The organism is Erwinia endophytica (genome assembly GCF_009295515.1).
Taxonomy (GTDB): Bacteria; Pseudomonadota; Gammaproteobacteria; order Enterobacterales; family Enterobacteriaceae; genus Erwinia; species Erwinia endophytica.
Genome location: NZ_RQVV01000034.1, coordinates 1 through 23236, shown reverse-complemented (window position 1 = coordinate 23236; position 23236 = coordinate 1). Strand labels below are relative to the sequence as shown.

At 55.1% G+C, this 23236-nt stretch carries 17 protein-coding genes; all 17 read left to right on the top strand.

Annotation, left to right across the window (positions count from 1 at the left end; all coding sequences use genetic code 11):
• The first annotated feature begins 33 nt into the window (after nt 1-33).
• Nucleotides 34-516, top strand: a complete 483-nt coding sequence (locus EH228_RS10990) for an Hcp family type VI secretion system effector (RefSeq protein ID WP_152321707.1) — start codon at nt 34-36, stop codon at nt 514-516.
• A 77-nt stretch (nt 517-593) separates the two neighbouring features.
• Nucleotides 594-1448: an N-acetylmuramidase domain-containing protein gene (locus EH228_RS10985; RefSeq protein WP_152321706.1), complete on the top strand. Its 855-nt coding sequence runs from the start codon at nt 594-596 to the stop codon at nt 1446-1448.
• 12 nt (nt 1449-1460) lie between these two features.
• The gene (locus tag EH228_RS10980; protein ID WP_152321705.1) at nt 1461-2015 is read left to right on the top strand and encodes a hypothetical protein; all 555 of its coding nucleotides are present in this window, start codon (nt 1461-1463) and stop codon (nt 2013-2015) included.
• A 496-nt stretch (nt 2016-2511) separates the two neighbouring features.
• A complete protein-coding gene (locus EH228_RS20530; protein ID WP_240116278.1) occupies nt 2512-3324 on the top strand; it encodes a hypothetical protein in 813 nt (270 codons plus the stop codon).
• 31 nt (nt 3325-3355) lie between these two features.
• Complete coding sequence (gene tagH / locus EH228_RS10970) at nt 3356-5266, top strand: type VI secretion system-associated FHA domain protein TagH (protein WP_152321704.1); 1911 nt, start codon at nt 3356-3358, stop codon at nt 5264-5266.
• Nucleotides 5266-6060: a PP2C family protein-serine/threonine phosphatase gene (locus EH228_RS10965; protein ID WP_152321703.1), complete on the top strand. Its 795-nt coding sequence runs from the start codon at nt 5266-5268 to the stop codon at nt 6058-6060. The genes tagH and EH228_RS10965 overlap by 1 nt, the downstream gene beginning before the upstream one ends.
• A 24-nt stretch (nt 6061-6084) precedes the next feature.
• Nucleotides 6085-7107, top strand: coding sequence for a hypothetical protein (locus EH228_RS10960; RefSeq protein WP_152321702.1), 1023 nt, complete (start codon nt 6085-6087; stop codon nt 7105-7107).
• A 25-nt stretch (nt 7108-7132) separates the two neighbouring features.
• Nucleotides 7133-7951, top strand: coding sequence for a type VI secretion system accessory protein TagJ (locus tag EH228_RS10955; RefSeq protein ID WP_152321701.1), 819 nt, complete (start codon nt 7133-7135; stop codon nt 7949-7951).
• Entirely contained in the window at nt 7951-8532 is a 582-nt protein-coding gene (gene tssE, locus EH228_RS10950; RefSeq protein WP_152321700.1) for a type VI secretion system baseplate subunit TssE, read from the top strand. Before EH228_RS10955 ends, tssE begins: the two co-directional genes overlap by 1 nt.
• Before the next feature lie 2 nt (nt 8533-8534).
• Nucleotides 8535-10412 (top strand): type VI secretion system baseplate subunit TssF, encoded by a 1878-nt coding sequence (tssF, locus tag EH228_RS10945; RefSeq protein ID WP_152321699.1) that lies wholly within the window; start codon nt 8535-8537, stop codon nt 10410-10412.
• Nucleotides 10409-11470 (top strand): type VI secretion system baseplate subunit TssG, encoded by a 1062-nt coding sequence (gene tssG / locus EH228_RS10940; protein ID WP_152321698.1) that lies wholly within the window; start codon nt 10409-10411, stop codon nt 11468-11470. Before tssF ends, tssG begins: the two co-directional genes overlap by 4 nt.
• A gap of 107 nt (nt 11471-11577) precedes the next feature.
• A complete protein-coding gene (gene tssH / locus EH228_RS10935; protein ID WP_152321697.1) occupies nt 11578-14193 on the top strand; it encodes a type VI secretion system ATPase TssH in 2616 nt (871 codons plus the stop codon).
• 29 nt (nt 14194-14222) lie between these two features.
• A complete protein-coding gene (locus EH228_RS10930; protein WP_152321696.1) occupies nt 14223-15665 on the top strand; it encodes a serine/threonine protein kinase in 1443 nt (480 codons plus the stop codon).
• A gap of 57 nt (nt 15666-15722) precedes the next feature.
• On the top strand, nt 15723-17648 hold the full coding sequence (locus EH228_RS10925; RefSeq protein WP_152321695.1) for a type VI secretion system Vgr family protein: 1926 nt from the start codon (nt 15723-15725) through the stop codon (nt 17646-17648).
• Nucleotides 17645-18076, top strand: a complete 432-nt coding sequence (locus EH228_RS20215) for a DcrB-related protein (RefSeq protein ID WP_193323322.1) — start codon at nt 17645-17647, stop codon at nt 18074-18076. Before EH228_RS10925 ends, EH228_RS20215 begins: the two co-directional genes overlap by 4 nt.
• 3 nt (nt 18077-18079) lie before the next feature.
• A complete protein-coding gene (locus tag EH228_RS10920; RefSeq protein ID WP_193323321.1) occupies nt 18080-22630 on the top strand; it encodes an RHS repeat-associated core domain-containing protein in 4551 nt (1516 codons plus the stop codon).
• Nucleotide 22631: 1 nt separating this feature from the next.
• Nucleotides 22632-22988, top strand: a complete 357-nt coding sequence (locus EH228_RS10915; RefSeq protein ID WP_152321694.1) for a hypothetical protein — start codon at nt 22632-22634, stop codon at nt 22986-22988.
• The last annotated feature ends 248 nt before the right edge of the window (nt 22989-23236 follow it).

The window sequence follows — 23236 nt, the reverse complement described above, 5'->3', positions numbered from 1 at the left end:
GCAAAAATGTTAACTAAAGAAGAGTAGATAACAATGGCTATTGATATGTTTATGAAGGTTGACGGTGTCACCGGCGAGTCTAAAGACTCAAACCACACCGGCTGGACTGATATTACGTCTTTCTCCTGGGGTGCATCTCAGCCGGGTAACATGGCTGTTGGCGGCGGCGGCGGCGCTGGTAAAGTGAACTTTAATGACCTGCACGTTGAAGCGTTGATTGATAAATCCACCACGGCGTTACTGAAAAACTGCGCCAGTGGCAAACACCTGAGCAAAGTTGAATTATCTATTTGTAAAGCGGGTGGTACTCAGGTTGAGTATGCGCGTATTACTCTGGAAGATGTTCTGGTGACCACGGTTAATTACAATGGTTCTGATAACGGCGATACCCTGGGCATGACCTACTCATTCCAGGCTTCTAAAGTGAAACAGCAGTACTGGGAGCAGAGTTCTTCTGGCGGTAAAGGCGCTGAAAGCAGCGCGGGTTGGAACATCAAAGAAAATAAAGAAGCATAAAAAGCAGGCCTCCTCTTCCGGGGAGGCCTGTTTCGCAGCCTTCACTTGTACTGCTGTGATGATTAAAGGATTCTTAGATGAGTACGGTAAAAATAAGTCAAGCCGTAGGGGCCGGGCAGGTGAATAAATATCGTGACGTCAAGACAATTCAGACGTTATTAAACAGCAATCGCGTAATTACAAAACCTGGAAGTGAATTAAAAGTTGATGGTTTAATCGGTGATAGAACAATTAGCAGAATCAGAGAGTTTCAGGAAAAAGTCGTAAGGTTAAAAAATCCGGATGGTATTGTCTCTCCCTATGGTCCGACGATCAGAAACTTACACAATCATTCTTCTCCAATCGCTCTGGAACAGACCAATTCAAATGATAAAAGTGTTTCAGAAGAATTGTATGTAAGTGCTGCAAAAGCATTGAATTGCGAAGTTGCTGCGATAAAGTCAGTTGTCATCACTGAGTCTCAGATTACGGGGCCATTCGATTCTTACGGTCGGCCGACCATTCTCTATGAGAGACATATATTTAGTGGCCTCACCAATCATAAGTTTGATGGTTCTCATCCTGAAATATCAGGGCCAAAATATAAAAAATATGGAACCGTTGATGCACAATATAAGAAACTTCAAGCCGCTATGGAACTGGATAAAGGTGCTGCTCTGAAATCAGCATCATGGGGGGCGTTTCAGATAATGGGTGGGAATTTTTCCTCAGCAGGATATGCAAGCATAGATGCTTTTGTCGAGGGGATGCAAACCATCAATGGGCAAACATATGCTTTTGTGAATCACATTAAAAATACACCTGTGTTACTTCATGCCTTGCAAAATAAAAACTGGGCGCGTTTTGCTCGTTATTATAATGGCGAATCGTATAAGGAAAATGATTATGACACAAAACTTTCCGCTAATTATAATTATGCTCTACATCACTAATCGAGGAACCTGATGAGAATCATATATATCTTATCTTTACTGTTAATGACAAATATTGCTTCTGCATCCACAACGTTAAAAACGTTCGACTCGGCATCTTTGCAGGCCCAGGCAGTTGAAAGCGCAAAGGCTGAGGGAGTGACGAATGTAAATATTATCAAAGACCAGTCATTTTCAATCAACAAAGATGGGAGTCCAGTGGGTTTCATCATATCAGTTAAAGGCAAACTGAAAGAAATGCAGTCTGTATGTTTGATTGGATGGTCACTTGATGGAAAAAAACTGATTAAGTTGCTGCCTACTGTCGGATTTGGTGAGTGGCAATCTGTTACTTGCGCTGGTGTGAATGCTGTGGGAGTGGTATCGAAAAAAGATGATCAGGATCTCAAGCTGGGGATTATATATCATACGATGACACGGTTTAACGATAGCCCTGATTATTATATTCTTGGCGTGAACAGTGTAGATAAAACTATATTTTATGATTCAAAAACAACTCATAAACTGGACAGCTCTGAGGCGAAGAATATCGCAGAGTTAAGGCGTGATCTCCAGAAAGAAAAGTAATTTTAAAAAATAATCTTTCAAAGCAGAACGCTGGGGTATTTCTATTGCGACGTTTAAGGTTTCTAATGCATCCAGTTGGCAGAGAAAATCTCAAAGAGTGGACTGGCTAACGTCGAATTAGATTCAAAACATAATTTTGATATCCCTGGGGATGGAAAAAACCAGGAGCATTGATTCAGGGACGAGTTTGGTTAAGGAATGTACATCCTGTTCGCCGTAAAAAATCGCAAAGCTATGTTGTTTTAGGCTTGAAAAATAATAATGATTTTTACTATGGTGAAAAATAACTTAAATATTTCGAGACTCTTTTTTTTGAATGATTCCTCCTTGCAGATAAACATTAAGGTGAGCTTGTCAGTTTTCCTAAGGATATCATAACTTCTAGCTTGATTTTTTATTCTGATAATAAATCATTTTATTCATATATCAGGATGTGGTTTTTCTGATTTAATATATCAAAACGATAATGAAAAATATTATATTAATGTTCTTTTTGATGTTCTCTATTACTGCCAAAGCGACAACATCGCTGTCCGCACTAAACACCAAACCCTATGAAAAAACCATTTACGAAGAAGCACTGAAATACGCTATCAATAGTGCCGAGCCTCTTGATAAGCAGAGTTTCACTGTCACGGTTGACGGAAAAAAACTGGGTGACTTAATTACTGGTCAGGGCTTCAGCGAGAAAGACACCAATATCTGTTTTGTCAGTTGGGCTTCTGCAGACGGCAGGATTACCACGCTGATCCCCACCATAGGCAAAGATAACTGGGAAGCTGAGGTTTGTAACCGGACGATGGCCGTTGGGGTTCTGTCTGGTGACAATGAGCCGGTGAGTAAACTCGCTGTGATTTACGATGTGCAAACACCTAATGCCAATCCATTTGAATCCATTATCTTCACGCTTGATACAGAGAAAGGGGTTCTCAGCCTGGATCTGGCACTGACTGAAGAGATCGGAACGCAGGGTAGCCGCACTCTTGGTAGTCTCAAATCGGCTTATCAAAAACGCCAACAGACAGCTCCAGCCGCACCTGCCAACGTGGTTCATCAGGTACAACGCATTACCGAGAAAGAAAAGCTGGTCACTGACCCCGCTTGTGTTGAATACCTGCAAATGAAAGACGGTGAACCCGGCCTTACCCGAGTGGACGTGATGGAGAAGCACGGCGGTAAATGTCCCGGAGATATTCAGATCCGGCATCGCCTGTTCAGCGTTTATGTCGATAACAAAACACACCAGATGCTCAGTGATAAAGACGATCCGGAAGAAGGGACGTTTAGTCTGCTTCCCGATGCACCGTGAGGTGCCAAATAAACATGCTCAGGAAAACGTTATGCGATTTACCATAATAGCGACCAAACCGGGTCAACAGCCGCCGCAGAGCAGCTGCGATTTTCTGCCGCCTGGCGGCACGATTGGCCGTGGCGCCGACAATAATTTGGTGCTGCCCGATGATGACCGCACTATTTCGCGCTTGCAGGCGATTGTTCACATAACTGCGGATGGTGAGTGCCGTATTACCAATCGCGGTAACGTGACGCTGGTGCACCTGAATGATATTCCTCTGGAGCGCGGGCGCCAGGTGGATTTGCAGGATGGCGACATCCTCAGCATTGATGAATACCGTTTGCAGGTCAGTGAGTTATCCTCTGCCGCACAGCCGATAGCGCGCCCTGCGCCTGTTGCCCGACCAGTGGCGTCTCAGCCGGCCAGTCGTCCGGCGGAGACACAAGAGCAGGCGCCGGCGGCGATCCCCACTGAAATCTGGGACAGCCTGGCGCAGGAATTTTCGATAACTGACAATCTCTCCAGCCACAGCAAACCGGCGCCAGGTGGTGCCAACCCGCTGACAGCGGTGCCGGCGCCGGATCGTAATCCGGTGGATCCGCTGGCGCAGTTTGCGGCTAAACCGGAAGCACTGAATTTCGATCGCCGGGATCAGACGCCAGATACGTTGTTTAATAACGAGGCGTTGTTTGAGAGCGACAGCATTTTTAATGACAGCACCCCCAGTACGCTGATGCCGCAATCAGCGCCTAAACCGCAGCCAGTGAATCCGAAGGATGAACTGGATCCGTTGGCGTTATTCGGCGGCGGCGGGTCCACGCAGATGAACAGCGATGATCCACTGGGGCTCATGGCGGGCGGCGCGGTGCCACTGACGCCACTGGACGAGCCGAAAGCGGCTCAGCCTCAGCCCGTGAAATCTGTCGCGCAACCGTCTGTTTCCCCGGCCCCGAAAACGCCGGACAGCCATGTCGAACGGTTCGGAGAAGCGCACAACGTGGCACCACATGACGCCGGGCTTTACGCAGGTTCACCACTGTTTGATCCTCCGTCCGCAGCAGATGAAAAGTCGCCTTTACTGGATAAATCATTCACGATGACGGGGCATTCTTCCCCGGTTGACGGACCCGCACCAACCGTCCCGTCGTTTACCGGTGCTCCGCAGTCTGCTGGTCAACAGGCGGAGGAGCCGGTCCAGCAAGCCGATTACGGCGGTATCACCTTGCCCACCCCGCAGGCGGTGGCGCGTCACACCACACCGTCGCCGAAAGGCCGCCTGCGTATCGATCCGGTTGGTCACAGCGCGCAGCAGGGGAATCCTGCGGCTTCCAGTGGGGCAACACTGGAGGGCGAATTGCGGGACGCGCTAATCAGCGGTATGGGACTCCATGATCTGCAACCTACGCCACGCTTCGACCGTGAGGTGATGCAGGATCTGGGGCAGATGATCAGCATGTTTTCGCAGGGTACCGTGGCGTTGCTGTCTTCCCGGTCTATCCTCAAGCGCGGCGTAAAGGCGGAAATGACGGTGATCCTCGACGAGGCCAACAACCCATTTAAATTGCTGCCTTCGGGGAAATCCGTCTTGATGCAAATGTTTGGCAGCCGCATGCCGGGATTTATGCCGCCTAAGCAGTCGGTGCGTGATGCGCTGGTGGATCTACAGGCGCACCAGTTGGGGATGATTGCCGGGATCCGCGCCATTATCGCCTCAATGCTGCAATCTTTTAACCCGCAGCAACTGGAAGAAGAAGCCAGGCAGGAAGGCGTCACTTCCCGTCTTTCTCTGCCGGGCAGCCGCAAAGCCGCTCTGTGGGAACATTTCACCAAACGTTACGCTGAAACGGCCGGTGAAATTGAAGATGACTTCCATTCCCTGTTTGGCGAAGCCTTTTTACATGCCTATGACATGGAAGTGAACCAGTACAAAGACTCTCAAATCAGATCGGAAGAATGATGAATATCACCATTGCCTCTATGTCGAATAAAGGAGCCCGTGAAAGTAATCAGGATCAGACCGGGGAGAGCATCGGCAGGCGATCGGCCTGCTTCGTGGTCTGTGACGGTGTGGCGGGATTACCTGGCGGGGAGGTCGCGGCGGAACTGGCGCGCAATACCATTCTGGCGCGCTTCAACGGCGACCAACATCTGAATGCGCAGCGCATTCGTCAATACGTCAACGATGCTAACCGCGCGATCCGCTCGCAGCAAAAAGCGGTCAGTGAATACCAACGTATGGGGACTACCCTGGTCAGCTTGTTTATCGACAGAGATTATGAGCTGGCTTATTGGGCGCATGCAGGCGACAGCCGCCTGTATCTGTTTCGTCGCGGCTATCTCTATCATGTCACCACCGACCACAGCCTGGTGCAACAGATGAAGGATGCCGGACACCAGACTGAAGGCATCAACAGTAACCTGCTTTATTTTGCCCTCGGCATGGGCGATGAAGATCGTGACGCCAGCTACAGCGATGTGGTGTCGATCGAAGATGGTGATGCCTTCCTGCTTTGCACCGATGGATTTTGGCACGGATTGTCGCAGCAGCATATGCAGCAGTCGCTGCATATGGTCAACACGCCGGATGAATGGCTGACCCTGATGCAACAGATGATCCACAAGAATGAGCAGCAGTCTGAAGCCAGTCAGGACAACTACAGCGCCATCGCCGTCTGGGTGGGCGATCCACAGGACACCACGTTGTTGCATTCGTTGTCGGAAGCCGCGCAGTTTTTTCCTCTTCGTGATTAAACATTAAGGTCTTTAAGGACTCCTATGAAATATTGGCTATCAGGTGCGCTGTCACTGTTTATCGTCTCCGGCGCCTGGGCGCAGGATTATAATGTGGTTTCTTCTCCCTCGCTCAAGCTGGATATTTGGATCGACAATATCAAAAACAACTCCCCAGACAGCTGGTGTGGGGCTGAGTTGCCGCTGCGCATTGTGGCGAATGACAACAAAAAACCGGAGGTATTGAAGAACTTTCTGCCGCGCGTGGGGAGCCTGCTGGCGAGGCAGTGTAAGGCGCTGAGGATTATCCACTGGCAGATGAATGACAGCAACGGTGCTTTGCTGGCCCACGGTAGTGCCAGCAAAGCGCGGGCATGGGCGGTACAGGTTGAAACGACAGCGGTGCCCGCAACAACAACGGCGCCGGTTAATCCGCTTCCCGCCCCGGCAGACGCGCCAGCCACGGTAGCGGATACGCCGTCGGCGGTTAACGCCGCTGCGCTTTCTCCGCCTGCCGATACCACGCCGTGGACCGAGTTCAGCCTGATGGACGGGTGCCACTTCCGTACTTACTGGCGCAGCAACAGCCAGACCAGCGCCCTGTTTGTCCCCGCGAAAGGCGGCGTCACTTGTGGCGATGATGGCTGGTTGAGTGGTGAAAGTCAGGTCACCCAGATTGGCGATGGCGCCACTAAAAATGTTCGCATGACCTTCCTGCAGGGCTTCCCGGTCTCTGGCCTGAACAGCCAGGCCGTCAGCCATGACGTGCAGATAACCACCGTCAACAATGAGCGCATGGTGCTGGCTGACGAAAAATCACCGCAGAGCTGGATGGTTGTGCCTTACGCGCCGTTACTGAATGGCTGGCAGACCAACGGCACTGTCGTCGTGCAGATCAGTCGGAATGAAGCCAGTGACGACAGCGCGCTGCAAGCCCGACTGGACGAAGTCCGTAAAGTCTGGTCGCCGTACCTGATCAATAAAGGCAGCCTGTCATTCAAACTGGTTGAGGCGCTACACCCACAACTGAAAGACCCGGCCGCCGGGGCGTTTCGTACCATTAACTAGTTCGTCGCCCGTCAAAGGAAAACCCATGTATTCTCTGAACCAACTGATGGCCGGTGCTTCACTGGCGGAAACGCTGACCCGTGTGGAAAGTGAAATCAAAAGCCATCCGGCCGATGCCGATCTGCGTGCGACCCTGGTGCAACTCCTGTGCCTGACCGGCAACTGGACGCGGGCGGGTACCCAACTGAAGTCATGGTTGGCGTTGAAACCGCAGGCTCAGCCTACCGTTACTTTGTTGCATCAGGCGGTACAGGGAGAAATGCAGCGTGACGCGGTGTTTGCCGGTCAGATTCGGCCACGCATGCCCGGCGAGGCTTTTTCCTGGGCGGAAAACCTGCTCCGCGCGCTACAGGCGGATGTGGCAGGTAACCGTGAAAAAGCGGAAGCGCTGCGTGCTGAAGCATTTTCCGTCGCAGACCTTAATCCGGGCCATGTGCGCCAGGAGCAGGCTGAACAGGCGCAGGCGGTGGACTGGCTGATTGATGGCGATGGGCGTCTGGGACCGGTGTGCGAACTGATCGTGAACGGCCACTACACCTGGCTGCCTTTTGCGGCGGTGAGTGAGTTGCGTTTTCAGGCGCCAGCCAGCGTCACTGACCTGGTGTGGCGTCATACACTGGTGCGGCTGATTGACGGTAGTGAGCAGGTTTGCCAACTGCCGGTGCGGTATCCGTTTGATAATCAGGCACCGGATAGGCTGCGTCTGGCCAGCGTGACCGAATGGACGCCGCTGGATGCGGCCGGCGAACAGTTTATCGGTCACGGTCAGAAAACCTGGCTGAGCGCCGACGGTAACTATCCGCTATTGAGCCTTGAGTTGTTGACCTTTGCGGAACCGGCGTAATGAGTAACGATTTTGATTTCAATCAGTCGCAGCAGGGGAGTGATCTGCTGCGAGGTGGCTATCGCCATCGCAACCAGCAGGATGCGCTGAACGCCCGCGACAAAATGCAACCCTCGCTGCTGGATCGTCTGACCGATAATGCACCGGATAAGTTGCGGGAAACCGCCAGCAGCACGGTGATTTCTCACAGTGTGTTACGGCGCAACGTTCTGCGTGATTTGCAGTGGTTATTCAACAGTATCAACAATGAAGCGCAACAGGATTTACTGCCGTTTCCGCAGGTGCAGCGCTCAGTTTACAACTTCGGCGTCGCGCCGCTGGCCGGTCAGCGCATGTCAGATATCGAATGGCAGGATATTCAGCGCAAGCTGACCAATTCGATCCTGCATTTTGAACCACGCATTCTGCCAGCCGGTTTACAGGTCCGTTGTCTGTCGGATACCCATGCGCTGAATCTGCATAATGTACTGTCGATTGAGATCAAAGGGCGGTTGTGGTGCGTGCCTTATCCGCTGGAGTTCCTGTTTCGTACCGATCTGGACCTGGAAAACGGCCACTTTGAGCTGAAAGACATGGGGTAATTATGGACAGCAAACTGCTCGATTATTACAACCGTGAACTGGCGTACCTGCGTGAAATGGGGGCTGAATTCGCCGAACGCTACCCGAAAGTCGCGGGGCGCCTGGGCATGCGTGGTATTGATGTGGCTGACCCGTATGTCGAACGGCTGATGGAAGGTTTCGCCTTTCTGACTTCCCGCGTGCAACTGAAGATGGACGCGGAATTCCCGCGTTTCTCTCAGCGTTTACTGGAGATGATTGCGCCTAATTACCTGGCGCCGACACCGTCAATGGCGATTGCCGAGCTGCATCCTGACAGTAAAAAAGGCGATATCAGCGGCGGCTTTCTGGTGCCGCGCGGCACCATGATGGACAGCCAGACCCTGAAGAAAAACGGCGTGACCTGTAGCTATACCACCGCGCATGATGTGATGTTGCAACCCCTGCGGATTGAAAATGTCGAGTTGGGCGGCGTGCCGGCGGATATTCCACTCAGTGCGATGGGACTGGGGGGACGCGGCGCGGTCAGCGCGTTGCGCATTCGGCTGACGTGTTTCAACGAGGTGGCGCTGAACCATCTGACCTTTGATGACCTGATGTTTTTCCTTAGCGGGCCGGATATACAGGCGCAAAAACTGCTGGAACTGATCATGCAGCACACGGTGGGCGGTTTTTGCCAGACCGTGGAGGCCCAGCCACAGCGCGTGGTTCTGGGGGATGACGCATTGAAACAGGAAGGCTTTGCGCCGGAACAGGCGATGTTGCCGGACGACTTGCGCAACTTTGATGGTTATCGTCTGTTGCAGGAATACTTCGCTTTCCCGGCCCGTTTCCAGTTTATCAGCATCAGCCAGTTACGCGGGGTGCTGGGCAGATGCGCGCCAGGCGTCAAAGCGTTTGAGATAGTGTTACTGCTTGATAAGGCCGATGCGGCGCTTGAACGGGTGATCGATAAAAGCCATCTGGCACTGCATTGTACGCCAGTGATTAACCTGTTCCCGAAGACGGCGGAGCGGCACAAAATCAGCGACAGTGTGCATGAATACCATCTGGTGGTCGATAACATCCGTCCGCTGGACTACGAAATTTTCTCGGTGCAGAAGCTGTACGCCAGTGGTGACAAAGGGCGCGGCGAGCAGGTTTTCCGCCCGTTCTGGAGTACTTTTAGCCAGGATGAGGGGGATTACGGCGCCTATTTCTCATTGCGCCGGGAACAGCGCACGTTGTCCGAACATGCCCAGCGCTACGGGACGCGTACCGGTTATGTCGGTTCGGAAGTGTTTCTCTCGCTGGTCGATCAACGCCATTCGCCGTGGCGTGATGATCTGCGCTACCTGATGGCGGAGGTGATGTGTACCAGCCGCGATTTACCGTTGATGTTATTGCAGCAGGATCAAGGCAATTTCCTGATGCCGGATTCAATCCCCGTAGGCCAACTGAGTCTGCGTAAAGGCCCGACACCACCCCGTCCGGCGCTGGCGGAAGGGTTAACCACCTGGCGGCTGATCAGCCATTTACAAATGAACTATCTCAGCCTGATGGACAGCGAGGACGGCCAGGGCGCTTCCGCATTGCGTCAACTGCTCGGCTTGTATGCCAACCTGGCCGAAGCGCCGGTGGCAAGGCAGATTGACGGGATCCGTCATTGTCAGTTAAAGCCGGTGTATCGCCGTGTTCCCGAACCGGGGCCGATTGTGTTTGCCCGCGGCATCGGTATTGAGCTGAACGTCGATGAACAGGCGTTCTCTGGCTTCAGCCCCTGGTTGCTGGGCAGCGTACTGGAGCGGGTATTTTCGCGGTTGGTGGCCATGAATACTTTTACTGAGATGACGCTGACCAGCCAGCAGCGCGGCGAGGTTGGGTACTGGTCGCCACGCATGGGGAAAAGGGCGCTGATATGAGTGAGGAAACCGCCGGCAAGCTGACGGTCCGCGCAGTACAGCGCCTGCCGGATGCCTTCTGGCACGACGTGATACAGGCGCCGTGGCGTTATGATCTGTTTCAGCTGCTGCGGCGGCTGGATGCCCAGGGCAGCGAGCGTTACCCGCTGGGGCGCGCCCCGTTGCCTCGCCATGAGCCGTTACGTATCGGTCAGGAACCCTCGCTGGCCTTTGCGCCAGCCACACTGGCACATGCCTGCGCGCGGGAGAACAGCTCGCTGTATGACATCTCGATTTTGAGCTTCGGCCTGTTCGGCCCGAATGGTCCGCTGCCCACGCATCTGACGGAATACGTTCGCGAGCGCGTTTATCATCATCAGGATCACAGTTTTTCCGCGTTTGCCGATCTGTTCCATCATCGTCTGACCCTGTTGTTTTACCGGGCCTGGGCTGATGCGCAACCTACCGTGTCGCTGGACAGAGAAGACGGCCATCACTTCGAACGTTACCTCGCCAGCCTGATTGGCATGGGGCAGCCAGACCAGTTGAAGAACGGTAGCCTCAGCGCACATGCGCGTTACGCGGTGGCCGGCCATCTGACCCGACACGGGCGTGATGCGGAAGGACTGCAAAAGATCCTGCGCTACACCTTCAAGGTGCCGGTCACGCTGGTGGAAAATGTGCCGCACTGGTTGCCGATTGACGCGCGCGAGCGTGCCCGCCTGGGAGCAGGACGACGGATGCCGAAGCTGGGAGAATCCACTTTTCTCGGCGTGGCGGTGCGCGATGTGCAGCACAAATTTCGTATTGAACTGGGGCCGCTACGGTTAGCGACGTACAACCGTTTTTTACCCGGCGAACCCTGGGCGGTACAACTGCGAGACTGGGTGCGGCAGTACCTTGGCATCGAATTCGTCTGGGATGTCCGTCTGACGTTGACGGGCGAGGATGTGCAGGGCATGCGGCTGGGCGGTGCTTCCCGACTGGGCCTGAATGGCTGGCTGGGCCAGACTCCCGAACAGCAACCCCGTAGTGATTTAACTTTCAGCCCGGAACCGGTGGCAAGCCCCGGCGGGTGACTGGCGATACCCCGTTTGCAGGAGGCAACTCAGGAATAAACCTCACCCGCAACGCGTGATGTTTGGCGCCTCTTTTATCAACAGCATTATTACCACTGAGAAAAATTATGTCAGAGATCAGCCGCGCCGTATTGTTCGGCAAACTGGACACGCTGTTATTTACCTCGCTGGAAAGTGCCACTGCGTTTTGTAAACTGCGCGGCAATCCTTATGTTGAGCTGGTGCACTGGCTGCATCAACTGATGCAGCAACAGGAGGGCGATTTACAACAGTTGATCCGCTATTTTTCCCTGGATGAAGAGGCGCTGGCCCGGGATATCATCGCGATGCTGGATCGTCTGCCGCGCGGAGCCAGTGCGGTATCTGATTTGTCAGAGCATATTGACAGCGCGGTTGAGCGCGCCTGGGTGTATGGCTCGCTGAAATTCGGGGTGCAGCAGATCCGCGGCGGCCATTTACTGATCGGCATACTGAAAACATTTAACCTCGCTAACCTGTTGAAAAGCATCTCTTCACAGTTCAATCGCATCAGTGTCGATGTATTGCTGGAACAGTTTGACCGCGTGTTTGCCAACAGCAAAGAAGCGCAGCAGGTGAGCGCGGCTCCAACTGAGGCGAGCGTCGGCGTGCCGTCGCAGAAAGGGACGCTGGCACAGTATGCCCAGGATCTGACGGCCCGCGCCCGTGAAGGGAAAATTGATCCGGTCGCCGGGCGGGATGAAGAAATCCGTCAGATGGTCGATATCCTGATGCGTCGCCGTCAGAACAATCCGTTGCTGACCGGTGAAGCCGGGGTGGGTAAAACCGCCGTGGTGGAAGGTCTGGCGCTACGTCTGGCGGCGGGTGATGTGCCAGAACCGTTGCAGGATGTGCAATTGTGGCTGTTGGATATCGGTCTGTTGCAGGCGGGCGCCGGGATGAAAGGCGAGTTTGAAGCCCGTCTTCAGGCGTTGATCAACGAAGTGCAGTCCAGCCCGACGCCGATCATTCTGTTTATTGATGAAATCCACACACTGGTTGGCGCTGGCGGTCAGCAGGGAACCGGCGATGCCGCTAACCTGCTCAAACCGGCGTTGGCGCGTGGTCAGTTGCGTACTATCGGCGCCACCACCTGGACTGAGTACAAAAAATACATCGAGAAAGATCCGGCGCTGACGCGTCGTTTCCAGACCGTGCAGGTGCAGGAACCGGATGAAGAACGGGCACTGCTGATGTTGCGCAGCACCGTCAGTCCGCTGGAAAAACATCATCGGGTGTTACTGCTTGATGAAGCGGTTGCCGCCGCAGTGAAGCTCTCTCATCGTTATATTCCCGCCCGTCAGTTACCGGACAAAGCGGTGGCGCTGCTCGATACGGCCTGCGCGCGCGTGGCCGTCAGTCAGAGCTCGCAGCCGCCGCAACTGGAAGATTGCCAGCACCGAATTCATGCGCTGGAGATTGAACGGGAGATCGCCGCCCGTGAAGCGAAAGTGGCGACAGGCGACCCGTCTCGTGTGGCGAAACTCACCGGACAATTGACTGAACTGGCCTTGCAACGTGATCAACTGACCGCCCGTTGGCAGGCGGAACGCCAGCTGGTTGACGACATTATCGCCTTGCGCGCCCAGTTGCATGACGATGAAGCGGAAGATGTGGCCGCCATGCATCAGACGCTGGCAGAACGTCAGCAGCAGTTACGGGCCTTGCAAGGCGAAACGCCGCTGCTGTTTGCCGCGGTGGATGCCAATGTGGTGGCGGCGGTGGTCTCTGACTGGACCGGCATTCCGCTGGGGCGGATGATCAAAAACGAGATCGAGGCGGTGCTAAAACTGGCCGATACGCTGAATGCGCGGGTGATTGGCCAGCGTCATGGACTGGAGTTGATTGCCAAACGGGTTCGTACCTCGCGCGCGCGTCTTGACGATCCGAATAAACCCGTCGGCGTCTTTATGTTGTGTGGTCCTTCTGGCGTTGGTAAAACCGAAACGGCGCTGGCGTTGGCTGAAACGCTGTATGGCGGTGAGCAGAACATCATCACTATCAACATGAGCGAGTTTCAGGAAGCGCATACCGTCTCCACCCTGAAGGGCGCCCCGCCGGGTTATGTTGGCTATGGTGAGGGTGGCGTGTTGACCGAGGCGGTTCGCCGCCGTCCTTACAGCGTGGTGTTGCTGGATGAGATCGAAAAAGCCCACCCGGATGTGCATGAAATCTTCTTTCAGGTGTTTGATAAAGGCTGGATGGAAGATGGCGAAGGGCGGCATATCGATTTCCGTAACACGTTGATTATCCTGACCTCTAACGTGGGGACCTCGTTAATCAGCGCGATGTGCGCCGACCCGGAACTGATGCCGGAACCAGAGGCGCTGGCCAGCGCGTTGCGCGCTCCGTTGCTGGAGGTGTTCCCACCCGCGCTGCTGGGGCGCCTGCTGGTGGTGCCGTACTACCCGCTGAGCGACGAGATGCTGGCCAGCATTGTGCGTCTGCAACTGAAACGTATTCAGGTCCGTCTTGAACAGAATCATGGCATCACCTCGGAAGTCGACGACAGCGTAATTGCACAGATCGTGCAACGCTGTACCGAGGTTGAATCCGGTGGCCGCATGGTCGATGCCATCCTTACTAATACCCTGTTGCCGCAAATGAGCCAGATGCTGCTTGCCGCCAGCGCCCGCGATGAACAATATCGTCGCCTGCGCGTGACGTTGCACCAGGGTGAATTCCAGTGTCAGTTTGAGGCATAAAGCCTATAACTATCAGAGAGTTGTCCATTATGTCAGAACACGATACCCCGCGGACGATCCCCTACGCTTTACCGGTGGGCTACCGCTTTAACGAGTTTGAGATCAAGGAAGTGATTGGCGGCGGCGGCTTTGGCATTGTCTATCGCGCCAGGGATCATCAGCTTGAGCGCACTATCGCGATTAAAGAATTTATGCCCAGCTCGCTGGCTGTGCGCAGCGATGACCTGACGTTAGTGTTGCGCAGCGAGCGGTTCAGTAAAACCTTTCACGCGGGGCTGAACAGTTTTATTCAGGAAGCGCGTCTGCTGGCTCGCTTTAACCATCCGAACCTGTTGCACGTGCTCCGTTTTTGGGTGCAGAACGACACGGCGTATATGGGGACCACATTCTATAGTGGTACCACCCTGTCTCAACTGCATAGCAAGCGGCCGGAGATGATCAGCGAGGCATGGATCCGTTGTCTCCTGCCGCCATTATTCGGGGCGATCAACACCATCCACCAGGAAGGCTATCTGCACCGGGACATCTCACTGGACAATATTCAGATCCAGGAGAATGGCGTCCCGGTATTGCTGGACTTTGGCTCTGCACGTAAGGCGATCGGCAACCTGTCCGATGAAACCGAAACCATGCTGAAACCAGGTTTTGCGCCAATCGAACAATACAGTGATGACAACGAGAGCGAACAGGGTACCTGGACTGATATCTATGCGCTGGGCGCGGTGTTGCACACGCTGATCGTCGGATCGCCGCCGCCAGTCAGCGTGGTGCGCAGCATTGAAGATAACTATCAACCACTGGTGCAATTGCGGCCAGTGGGGTATTCGTTGCCGCTGCTGCATGCCATTGACCAGGCGTTGCAGTTGCAGCCGGAAGATCGTCCGCAGACGGTTGATCACCTGGCGGCGCTGATGGAACTGTCGCCGACGGATATCAACGAGATCCTTGAAGTGAAGGTTAACAAGGACAGCACCATGCTGGTACCGGTAGTGGCTGAAGAAGACGCCGCCGTACCGCCAGCGGGGGGGCTGAAACGCTTTATGGTGCCGGGATTGATTGCGGCCGGCGTGTTGGTGGGGATCGGCGTGGGGGCGATGATCGCAGGCGGCGGAAAAGATGCGCCAGCCCAGGCGACGGCAGCCACGGCGGATCAACCGTCAGTGGCCGCAGCCAGTACGGCGGCGCCACAGACATCCGCCAGTCGCGATGGCGCGGCGCCGATCAGTGACGCGGCTAAGCCAGCGGTTGCGCCGCCAGCCCCTGTTGCTCAGGTCTATATCAGAGTACAGCCAGGGGATGAAGTGGCGATGAACGGCAATCCACAGGCGTTAGTGCCCGCCCCTAACGGCTTCGCCATGCTGCAGTTACCACCGGGTGATTACCGCTTCACCATCAGCAACGGTGGTCATACCCGCGCTCAGCGCATCAATGTCGATCGCGAAGGTGTGTGGCTGCTGAATCCGCAGAGTTAATCTTCCTCAATACACCCGGTGATTAATGGTCGGGTGTTGCCTGTCCGGGAACTCATTATGTTTGATCGTATTACTGTACAACTGCCGATGGACGGCCTGCTGTTCTGGAGACTGAGCGGCGAGGAAAAGCTATCCGATTCCTTTGCAATCACTGTTGAGTTGCTGAGCACCGATGCGCGCATTGACCGTAAGTCACTGCTTGGTCAGCCGGTGACGGTCGCCATCCCCACCCAGACGCTGGCGGGTATGCGTTACCTGAACGGTAAAATCACCCAGGTCAGGGTGTACAGCCAGGAGCTGAACGGGACGCGTTATGCGGTCTACAGTCTGGTGATGGAGCCGGACCTGTGGCCGATGAAACGCGACCGCAACCTGCGAATATTTCAGAGCCAGACGGTGCCGCAGATAGTCAAAACACTGCTGTCGGAATACAGCGTGACGGTGGAGGACAAACTGACCGGCAGCTACCGCGTGTGGGAATACTGCGTGCAGTATCAGGAGAGCAGCTTTGATTTTATCAGCCGCCTGATGGAGCTGGAGGGGATTTACTGGTTCTTCCGGCATGAGGCGGATAAACACACCCTGGTGCTGATGGACAGCGCGCAACAGCATGAAGCGTTTGCGGGTTACGAGACCATCCCGTATCACGTCACGCCATCGGGCGGCAGCACCAGCGAAGAGGGCATCAGCCTGTGGGAACTGCAGGATACGGTGACGCCGGGGATTTACAGCACCGATGATTACGACTTCCGCAAGCCGAACGCGTGGATGCTGCAGGCGCGGCAGAACCCGGTTTCCCCGTCGCCGGGACACATCGACGTGTACGACTGGCCGGGACATTTTGTCGACCACAGTCACGGCGAGTTCTATGCCCGCATCCGCCAGGAAGTGTGGCAGGCGGAGCACCATCAAATCAGCGGTGCCGGTACCGCGCTGGGACTGGCGCCGGGTTACACCTTTACGCTGCTCAACGCGCCGTTCTTCAGCGATAACGGGGAGTACCTGACCACGGGCGCGTTCTACGATTTTGAAGAGAACCGTTACGCCAGCGGCAGCGACAGCAGCACGAAGCACAGCATTGCCATAGAGGTTATCCCTTCCGGCATTACTTTCCGCGCGTCACCGAAAACGGCGTGGCCGCGGACTCACGGGCCACAGACGGCGAAGGTGGTGGGGCCGCAGGGAGAATCAATCTGGACGGATAAATATGGCCGGGTGAAGGTGAAGTTCCACTGGGACCGTCTGGCGAAAGGCGACGACACCAGCTCATGCTGGGTGCGGGTCTCCAGCGCGTGGGCAGGCCAGGGGTATGGCGGAGTACAAATCCCGCGGGTCAACGACGAGGTGGTGGTGGACTTTATCAACGGCGACCCGGACCGTCCGATAATCACCGGCCGGGTCTATAACGACGCCAGCATGCCGCCGTGGGAACTGCCGGCGGCGGCCACCATGATGGGCTTTTTGAGCCGGACGAAAGACGGTTCGCCGGACAACGCCAACGCGCTGCGCTTTGAAGACAAAGCGGGAGAGGAGCAGGTATGGCTGCAGGCGCAGAAGAACATGGACACCCAGGTGAAGAATGATGCGACCCACAGCGTGGGAGGGGATCAGACGGTCACGGTACAAAAAAATTTCAGCAGCACGGTCGGCGGTGCCTACGAGCAGAAAACGCAGTGGTCCCGCAGCGAGTTGGTGGGCAGTGACTACGTGATGCAGGTACAGGGGGGGATTGCGCTGGCCTCCGGGGAAGGTATCAGCCTGATCTCCGGTGACAGCATGCTGACGCTGATGCCGAATGGCACCATCTCCCTGCAGTGCGTCAATGTTGAAATCAATGCATCCGGCCAGGGGCAGATCAATACCGGCGGCACGCTGGATCTCAATATTAATCAACCCGCCAAAGCGGCAGCGCCACAGCCCACGCCTGCGGAGATAAAAGAACAGGTCAATAACGCCTTTAAAGACAGCGGGAGCAACACATGAGCCCAGTGAATTACGTCCTGTCAGAAGGGACGCTGCCACTGCCTGAAGCGGTACAGGATCAAAGCATTACCCTGCTCAGGCTGCCAGGCGTGCGCGCCACGCTGGTGGTGACCCGCGCCTGGGAGGTGAAAGCCGGACAGGAAGAAGCCTATCTGCAACAGCAACTGGCGAAAGTAAAACGTGACATGAACAGGTTCACCGCGGATGAGGCCGAAGACACCCTGTTCGGTGGGCTGCCGGCGCGGGAAGTGAATATGCGCTTTGAAAACCAGGGGGTGCAGGTGGTACAGAAACTGCTGGTCGTGATGACGGCGACCCACCTGATGGCGCTGACATTCAGCCGGACGGCCCGTTTCGATCCGGCCGCGTTGCAGGTCTGGCAAGCCATCAAAGATGGATTTATGCCCGCTGCTGGTCTGGAGGCCTGATCGATGTCGGAATTGATCGCGGCGCGTATAGACGATCCTTTAGTACACAGTTCGCTGCTGTCTGACCTGGTGAGCGGGGTGGTGGAAGGGGCGATTTATGGCGGTATCCTGTTCGGCGCCGGTCTGATCGCCAGTAGTGGGATAGGGCTCGCCGTGGGTGTGGCGTTAACCATCGGGGCGATGGCGTCCGGTTATCCGGAGAAAATTGGCAACATGGCGGGTGAGGCTGTTGATGGCCTGCTGGATATGTTAGGGATGCGCGGGCCACCTGACGCGGTGATTACCAGTGGCTCAGATAATGTGCACATTATGGGAAAACCAGCGGCCCGTGCGGCGGGAACAGTCGACCACGGCTGGCTGAACGCAGCCGCGCCGGATGGGGAAAAAGAACCGGGTTTGCTCGACAGCGCGATGGCGATGGCGGCGGGGATTGCGGCGGCGGTCAGCCATCCCGGCGCCGCTGCCAGTACCCTGCTGGATAAAGTCAGCCACATTAACGGCGACGCGGTGAAACATTTTTTCAGCGGTCTGTATGACGATCTGGTGCAGCCCACGGTCGCCACTGCCAGCCCCCATGCCACCCCGGCCAGCCAGGACACGGTGGTTTGCAGTAAGGGCCATCAGGCAGGATTCCTTGCCGAAGGCTCGAAAAAAGTCCTGATTAACGGGCATCCTGCGGCACGTAACGGCGATCGCAGTACCTGTGAAGCCAAAATTCAGGTCAGTGAACATCCCCGTGTCAATATTGGCGGTGACAGTATTGTGGTGCGTGATATCCGTAGCGGTAAAAACGCGCTGGCTTATTTTATCGGCGGGCTGCTGGGCGGAGGGATCGGTAAAGAAGGCGCGGAGCTGCTGGAACAGCTTTTTTCCCGCGTCGCCGCCCGCCGGGCATTGCGGCAGATCAGCTGTATTATCGCTTCCAATGCGGCGGGTGAGGCGGCAGGCGGTATCGCCACACAAGCGATACAGAGCGCGCATCCGGTGAACTACGCCACGGGCGCCAAGATCCTCGCAGACCAGGACGATCTGGATTTTGTGCTGGAAGATCGTATTCCACTCTACTGGCAGCGCATTTACAACAGCCGCAATCTCACCAGCGGCATGCTGGGTACCGGCTGGATGATGCCGTTTGAAACCCGGCTGATCCGTTTCCGTCATGAGGATGGCACGTTGCAGTTCCTGTGGCGTGATATCAGCGGCCAGGCGCTGGGGCTGGGGGAAATCACGCCAGGTGATGTGGTGCATTTTGATGAAGAGGGCTTCACGCTTTACTGCTCCCTGCAGGGCGTGATCATCATGCAAACCGCCCAGGGAGAATTCCATCTTTACGAGGCGGACCCTCATCGTGAGGGAGAATGGCGTATCCGTCGTATCTATGATCGCCATGAGAATAGTCAGCACTTCAGCTGGAATGATGCCGGGCAACTGGTCGGCATCGCGGGTGATAACGAGGCGCTGGACGTCAGGCTGAGCTATGAACCACTGCATGGACGTCTGGTTGCGGTTCATCAGGTGGTTGACGGCGGGCACCGGCTGCTGGTGCGTTATGGTTATAACTCGCAGGGGCAACTGACTGACGTTCACGATGCCGATGGCATTGAAACCCGTCGTTTTAGCTGGGATCGCGCCAGCGATCTGCTGGCGTCGCACAGCTATGCCTCGGGCCTGACCGTCGAATATCAGTGGCAGCCGTCGATTGATCCGCGTTACTGGCGGGTGTACGAATTCCGGGTGCTGGACGACCGGCGGGAGTGTCTGGAGCACTGGCTGATCGACGCTGATGAACAGGCACGCAGCGCGACGGTGACCTGTTTTTCCGGCGGCACGACGGTGCATCGCTGGGATGCGCTTTACCGCATAACCGACTATACCGACAGCTATGGCGCGCACTGGTCTTACCGCTGGGCTGAACAGGGCGACCTGCTGATGGCGACCCATGCGCCGGGCGGCAGGGTCTGGGAGTATGGTTACGATGAGCGGGCCAGGCTGACGATGGTGCGGGACCCGGCAGGCCGGACGACCATTACCAGCTGGCATCCGTCTTATGCTTTCCCGCTGAAGGAGGTGTTGCCGGACGGCGCAGTGTGGCAATACCAGTATAACGCTGCCGGTGATGTGGTGGCGGTAACCGATCCCCTCGGCGGCACCACCCGTTTCAGCTGGAACGGACAGGGTGACTTGCTGAGCCGTACGGATGCGCTGGAAAATACGCACCGCTTCTGGTGGAATTCGCGGGGACAGATCCAGCGTGAGGAGGACTGTTCCGGTAACCAGAGTCACCGACAGTATGACGGGGCTGGTCGCCTGATTGTCAGCACCGATGCGGAAGGAAACACCACACGCTATCAGTGGAGTGAAGCGGGCCGGCTGCGGGGTGTGACGCGTACCGACGGACGTGAAACCCGGTATGAATATGACCTGGCGGGGAGGCTTACTGGCGAGAATATCGACGGTTTTTCTGAGCGCAAGGTTACCCGCAATATCCGGGGACAGATCGTCGCGGAAACCGATCCTGCGGGGCATCTGACGCGCTATCAGTACGATCGTTTTGGTCGCCTGATCGCGTTGATCAACCCTAATAACGAACGCTGGCAGTTTGAATACGATAACAGTCAGCGTCTGCTGGCGCAGACTGATTATGCCGGACGACGCAGAAGCTATCGCTACGATGCGCTGGGCCATGTTGCTGAAGTGACGCAGTATCCGCTGAACGCTACCGGAGAAAACCTCGCGCCGCATACCACCCAATTTGAATATGATGTGGTGAACCGGCTGACGGCAAAAATGACCGCGCTGAACCGTACCGAATATCACTATCATCCAGATAAAGTTGAAGTCAGAAAGATGTCGCTGGCGGACTGGCAACAGGCGCTGGCGGGCGGTTATGAGGTCAGGGAGGTTGAGATCCTCAGCCTGACTTATGATGCGCTGGGCAACCTGCTCAGTGAGGAAAACCACGGCGGCGTGTTCTCTCATCAGTATGATGCGCTGGGTAACCTGAGCCGCAGTACCCTGCCTGATGGTCTGTCGGTGAACTGTCTGCGCTATGGCACCGGTCATCTGCTACAGGTTAATTTGCAGCAGGGGAGCAGACTGACGGAGATCGCCGGTTATCAGCGTGACCGGCTGCACCGTGAAGTGGGGCGTACTCAGGGGCTGTTGAATCAGCAGACACGTTACGATCCAGCGGGCAGGGTGGTGATGCGCCGTAGTGGTTTTGAGGATCGCCGGGGTATCGTCTTCGAACGCCGTTATCACTGGGATCGCCTGGATCAGGTGATGCAGCAGCGGGTGATGGACAGCGCCAGCAACCAGCAGGAGTGGGCGCAGCAGCAACAGCGTTTTGGTTATGATGCCGTGGGGCAGGTAACCCGCGAGGTGCGGCTGTATAAAGAGGAGCACTTCAGCTGGGATGCGGCCGGAAACCAGACGGATAAGCCGGGTCAGATTGTCTGGCATAACCTGTTGCAACGCCTGAGAGGCGCCCGCTGGGCTTTTGACGGTTTTGGCCGGATGGTCTGGCGCAAAAGTGGTCCGGATGCGGTGGAACAACACTTCAGTTATGACGATGAGCATCGTGTGGTAGAAGTCCGCTTTGAGGGGCATCCGGCGTTCAGCCGGGTGGAGTACCGTTACGATGTGTTGGGCCGTCGTACCCACAAAATCCTGCATCGCCATGGCAAAGAAACGGAGACCGTCACCTTTCTGTGGAGCGGGCTGCGGATGGTGGGAGAAAGCAGCAGCGCGACGCCGGAACGCCATACCCGCTACCTGTACAGCGAGGGCAGCTGGGAGCCGATAGCGCGGGTTGACAGTCTCGGTGACCAGTCGGAAACGTTGTGGTATCACACCGAGCTGAACGGCCTGCCGCAGCGAATGACTAACGAGCGGGGCGAAGTGGTCTGGCGTGGCCGTTTCTCGACGTGGGGAGAAACCGAGCGGGAAACGTCCAGCGGCTTCCAGTCGGTGCCGCAGAACCTGCGTTTCCAGGGGCAGTACCTGGACAGGGAGACGGGTCTTCACTACAATCTGTTCCGGTATTACGATCCGGTGGCAGGACGGTTTACCCAGCCGGATCCGGTGGGGCTGGCGGGTGGGATTAATACCTATGCTTACGTACCTAATCCGCTGGGGTGGGTGGATCCGTGGGGGTTGAGTAAATGTTCACTCAAATCTGAAATCAAAGAATTAGATCCGAAAGATATCCGCTTCAGCCAAAGCTCTGTAAATGGGGCTGCAGTTTTAACACATAGTATGAAAACTAAAGGCTGGGCCGGTGATCCTGTTGATGTAGTTAGAATGAGTGATGGTAAATTAACGACCATTGATAATACTCGTATTTTAGCCGCATCCAGGGCTGGCATAAAAGTACAAGCCCGAATACATGAGGGTACCAGTTCATTGCCAAAAGAGTTTGTAGAGCGTTTTACTACTAAAAAAGAGGTTCCTTCTACGTGGCAAGACGCGATTAATTTACGAATTGGTAAACAGGCTTCTGGATATAGGAATGGATATCCCAATGGTTCAGTTATTATAGGGTCACTTGATTAGTATGAATCGATTATTAGACAAAGATGAATTGCCTCAATGGTTCTCATATCCTGTTGAGTTTAAAAGAATAGTTGAGCAAGGGTTACTTGATTTTGATCCCTGGATTATCTTAGAAAACGACAGGCTCAGAACTCGTTATGAGGGTGTTAAACAACGTTATCCAAAAAGGGAGTTAATCCCTTTTGCCCGAAGGGAAGATAATGATGACATAGCCTGTTGGGAATCGAACAAAGGTGGTCGAGTCATTATTATTCACGACTTTGCGGGTGAGGGTTATGAAAACGTTCAAGAATTTGATAATTTTTGGAACTGGTTACGAAGTGCCCTTGAAGCAACAATAGAATATGATGGCGAATAACTCAGAATAAAATAAGCCGGAAGCGATCCCCGTGATCCTTCTGGCTTTTTTATTGTCACCCCTAAACCACCTCCTAAATAACTGCGCTTAATGATGCATGGATATCAACGACTAGAAGTCAATCAACAGCAGAATACTTTGCTACTCATGGTGGAACCCAGGCAGCAAATCCGATTGTTAAGATAGATCTGTCGTAACCGAACGGTGAACTCGCATTGCGTGGTAAATATAATTGATTAAGCTGACGG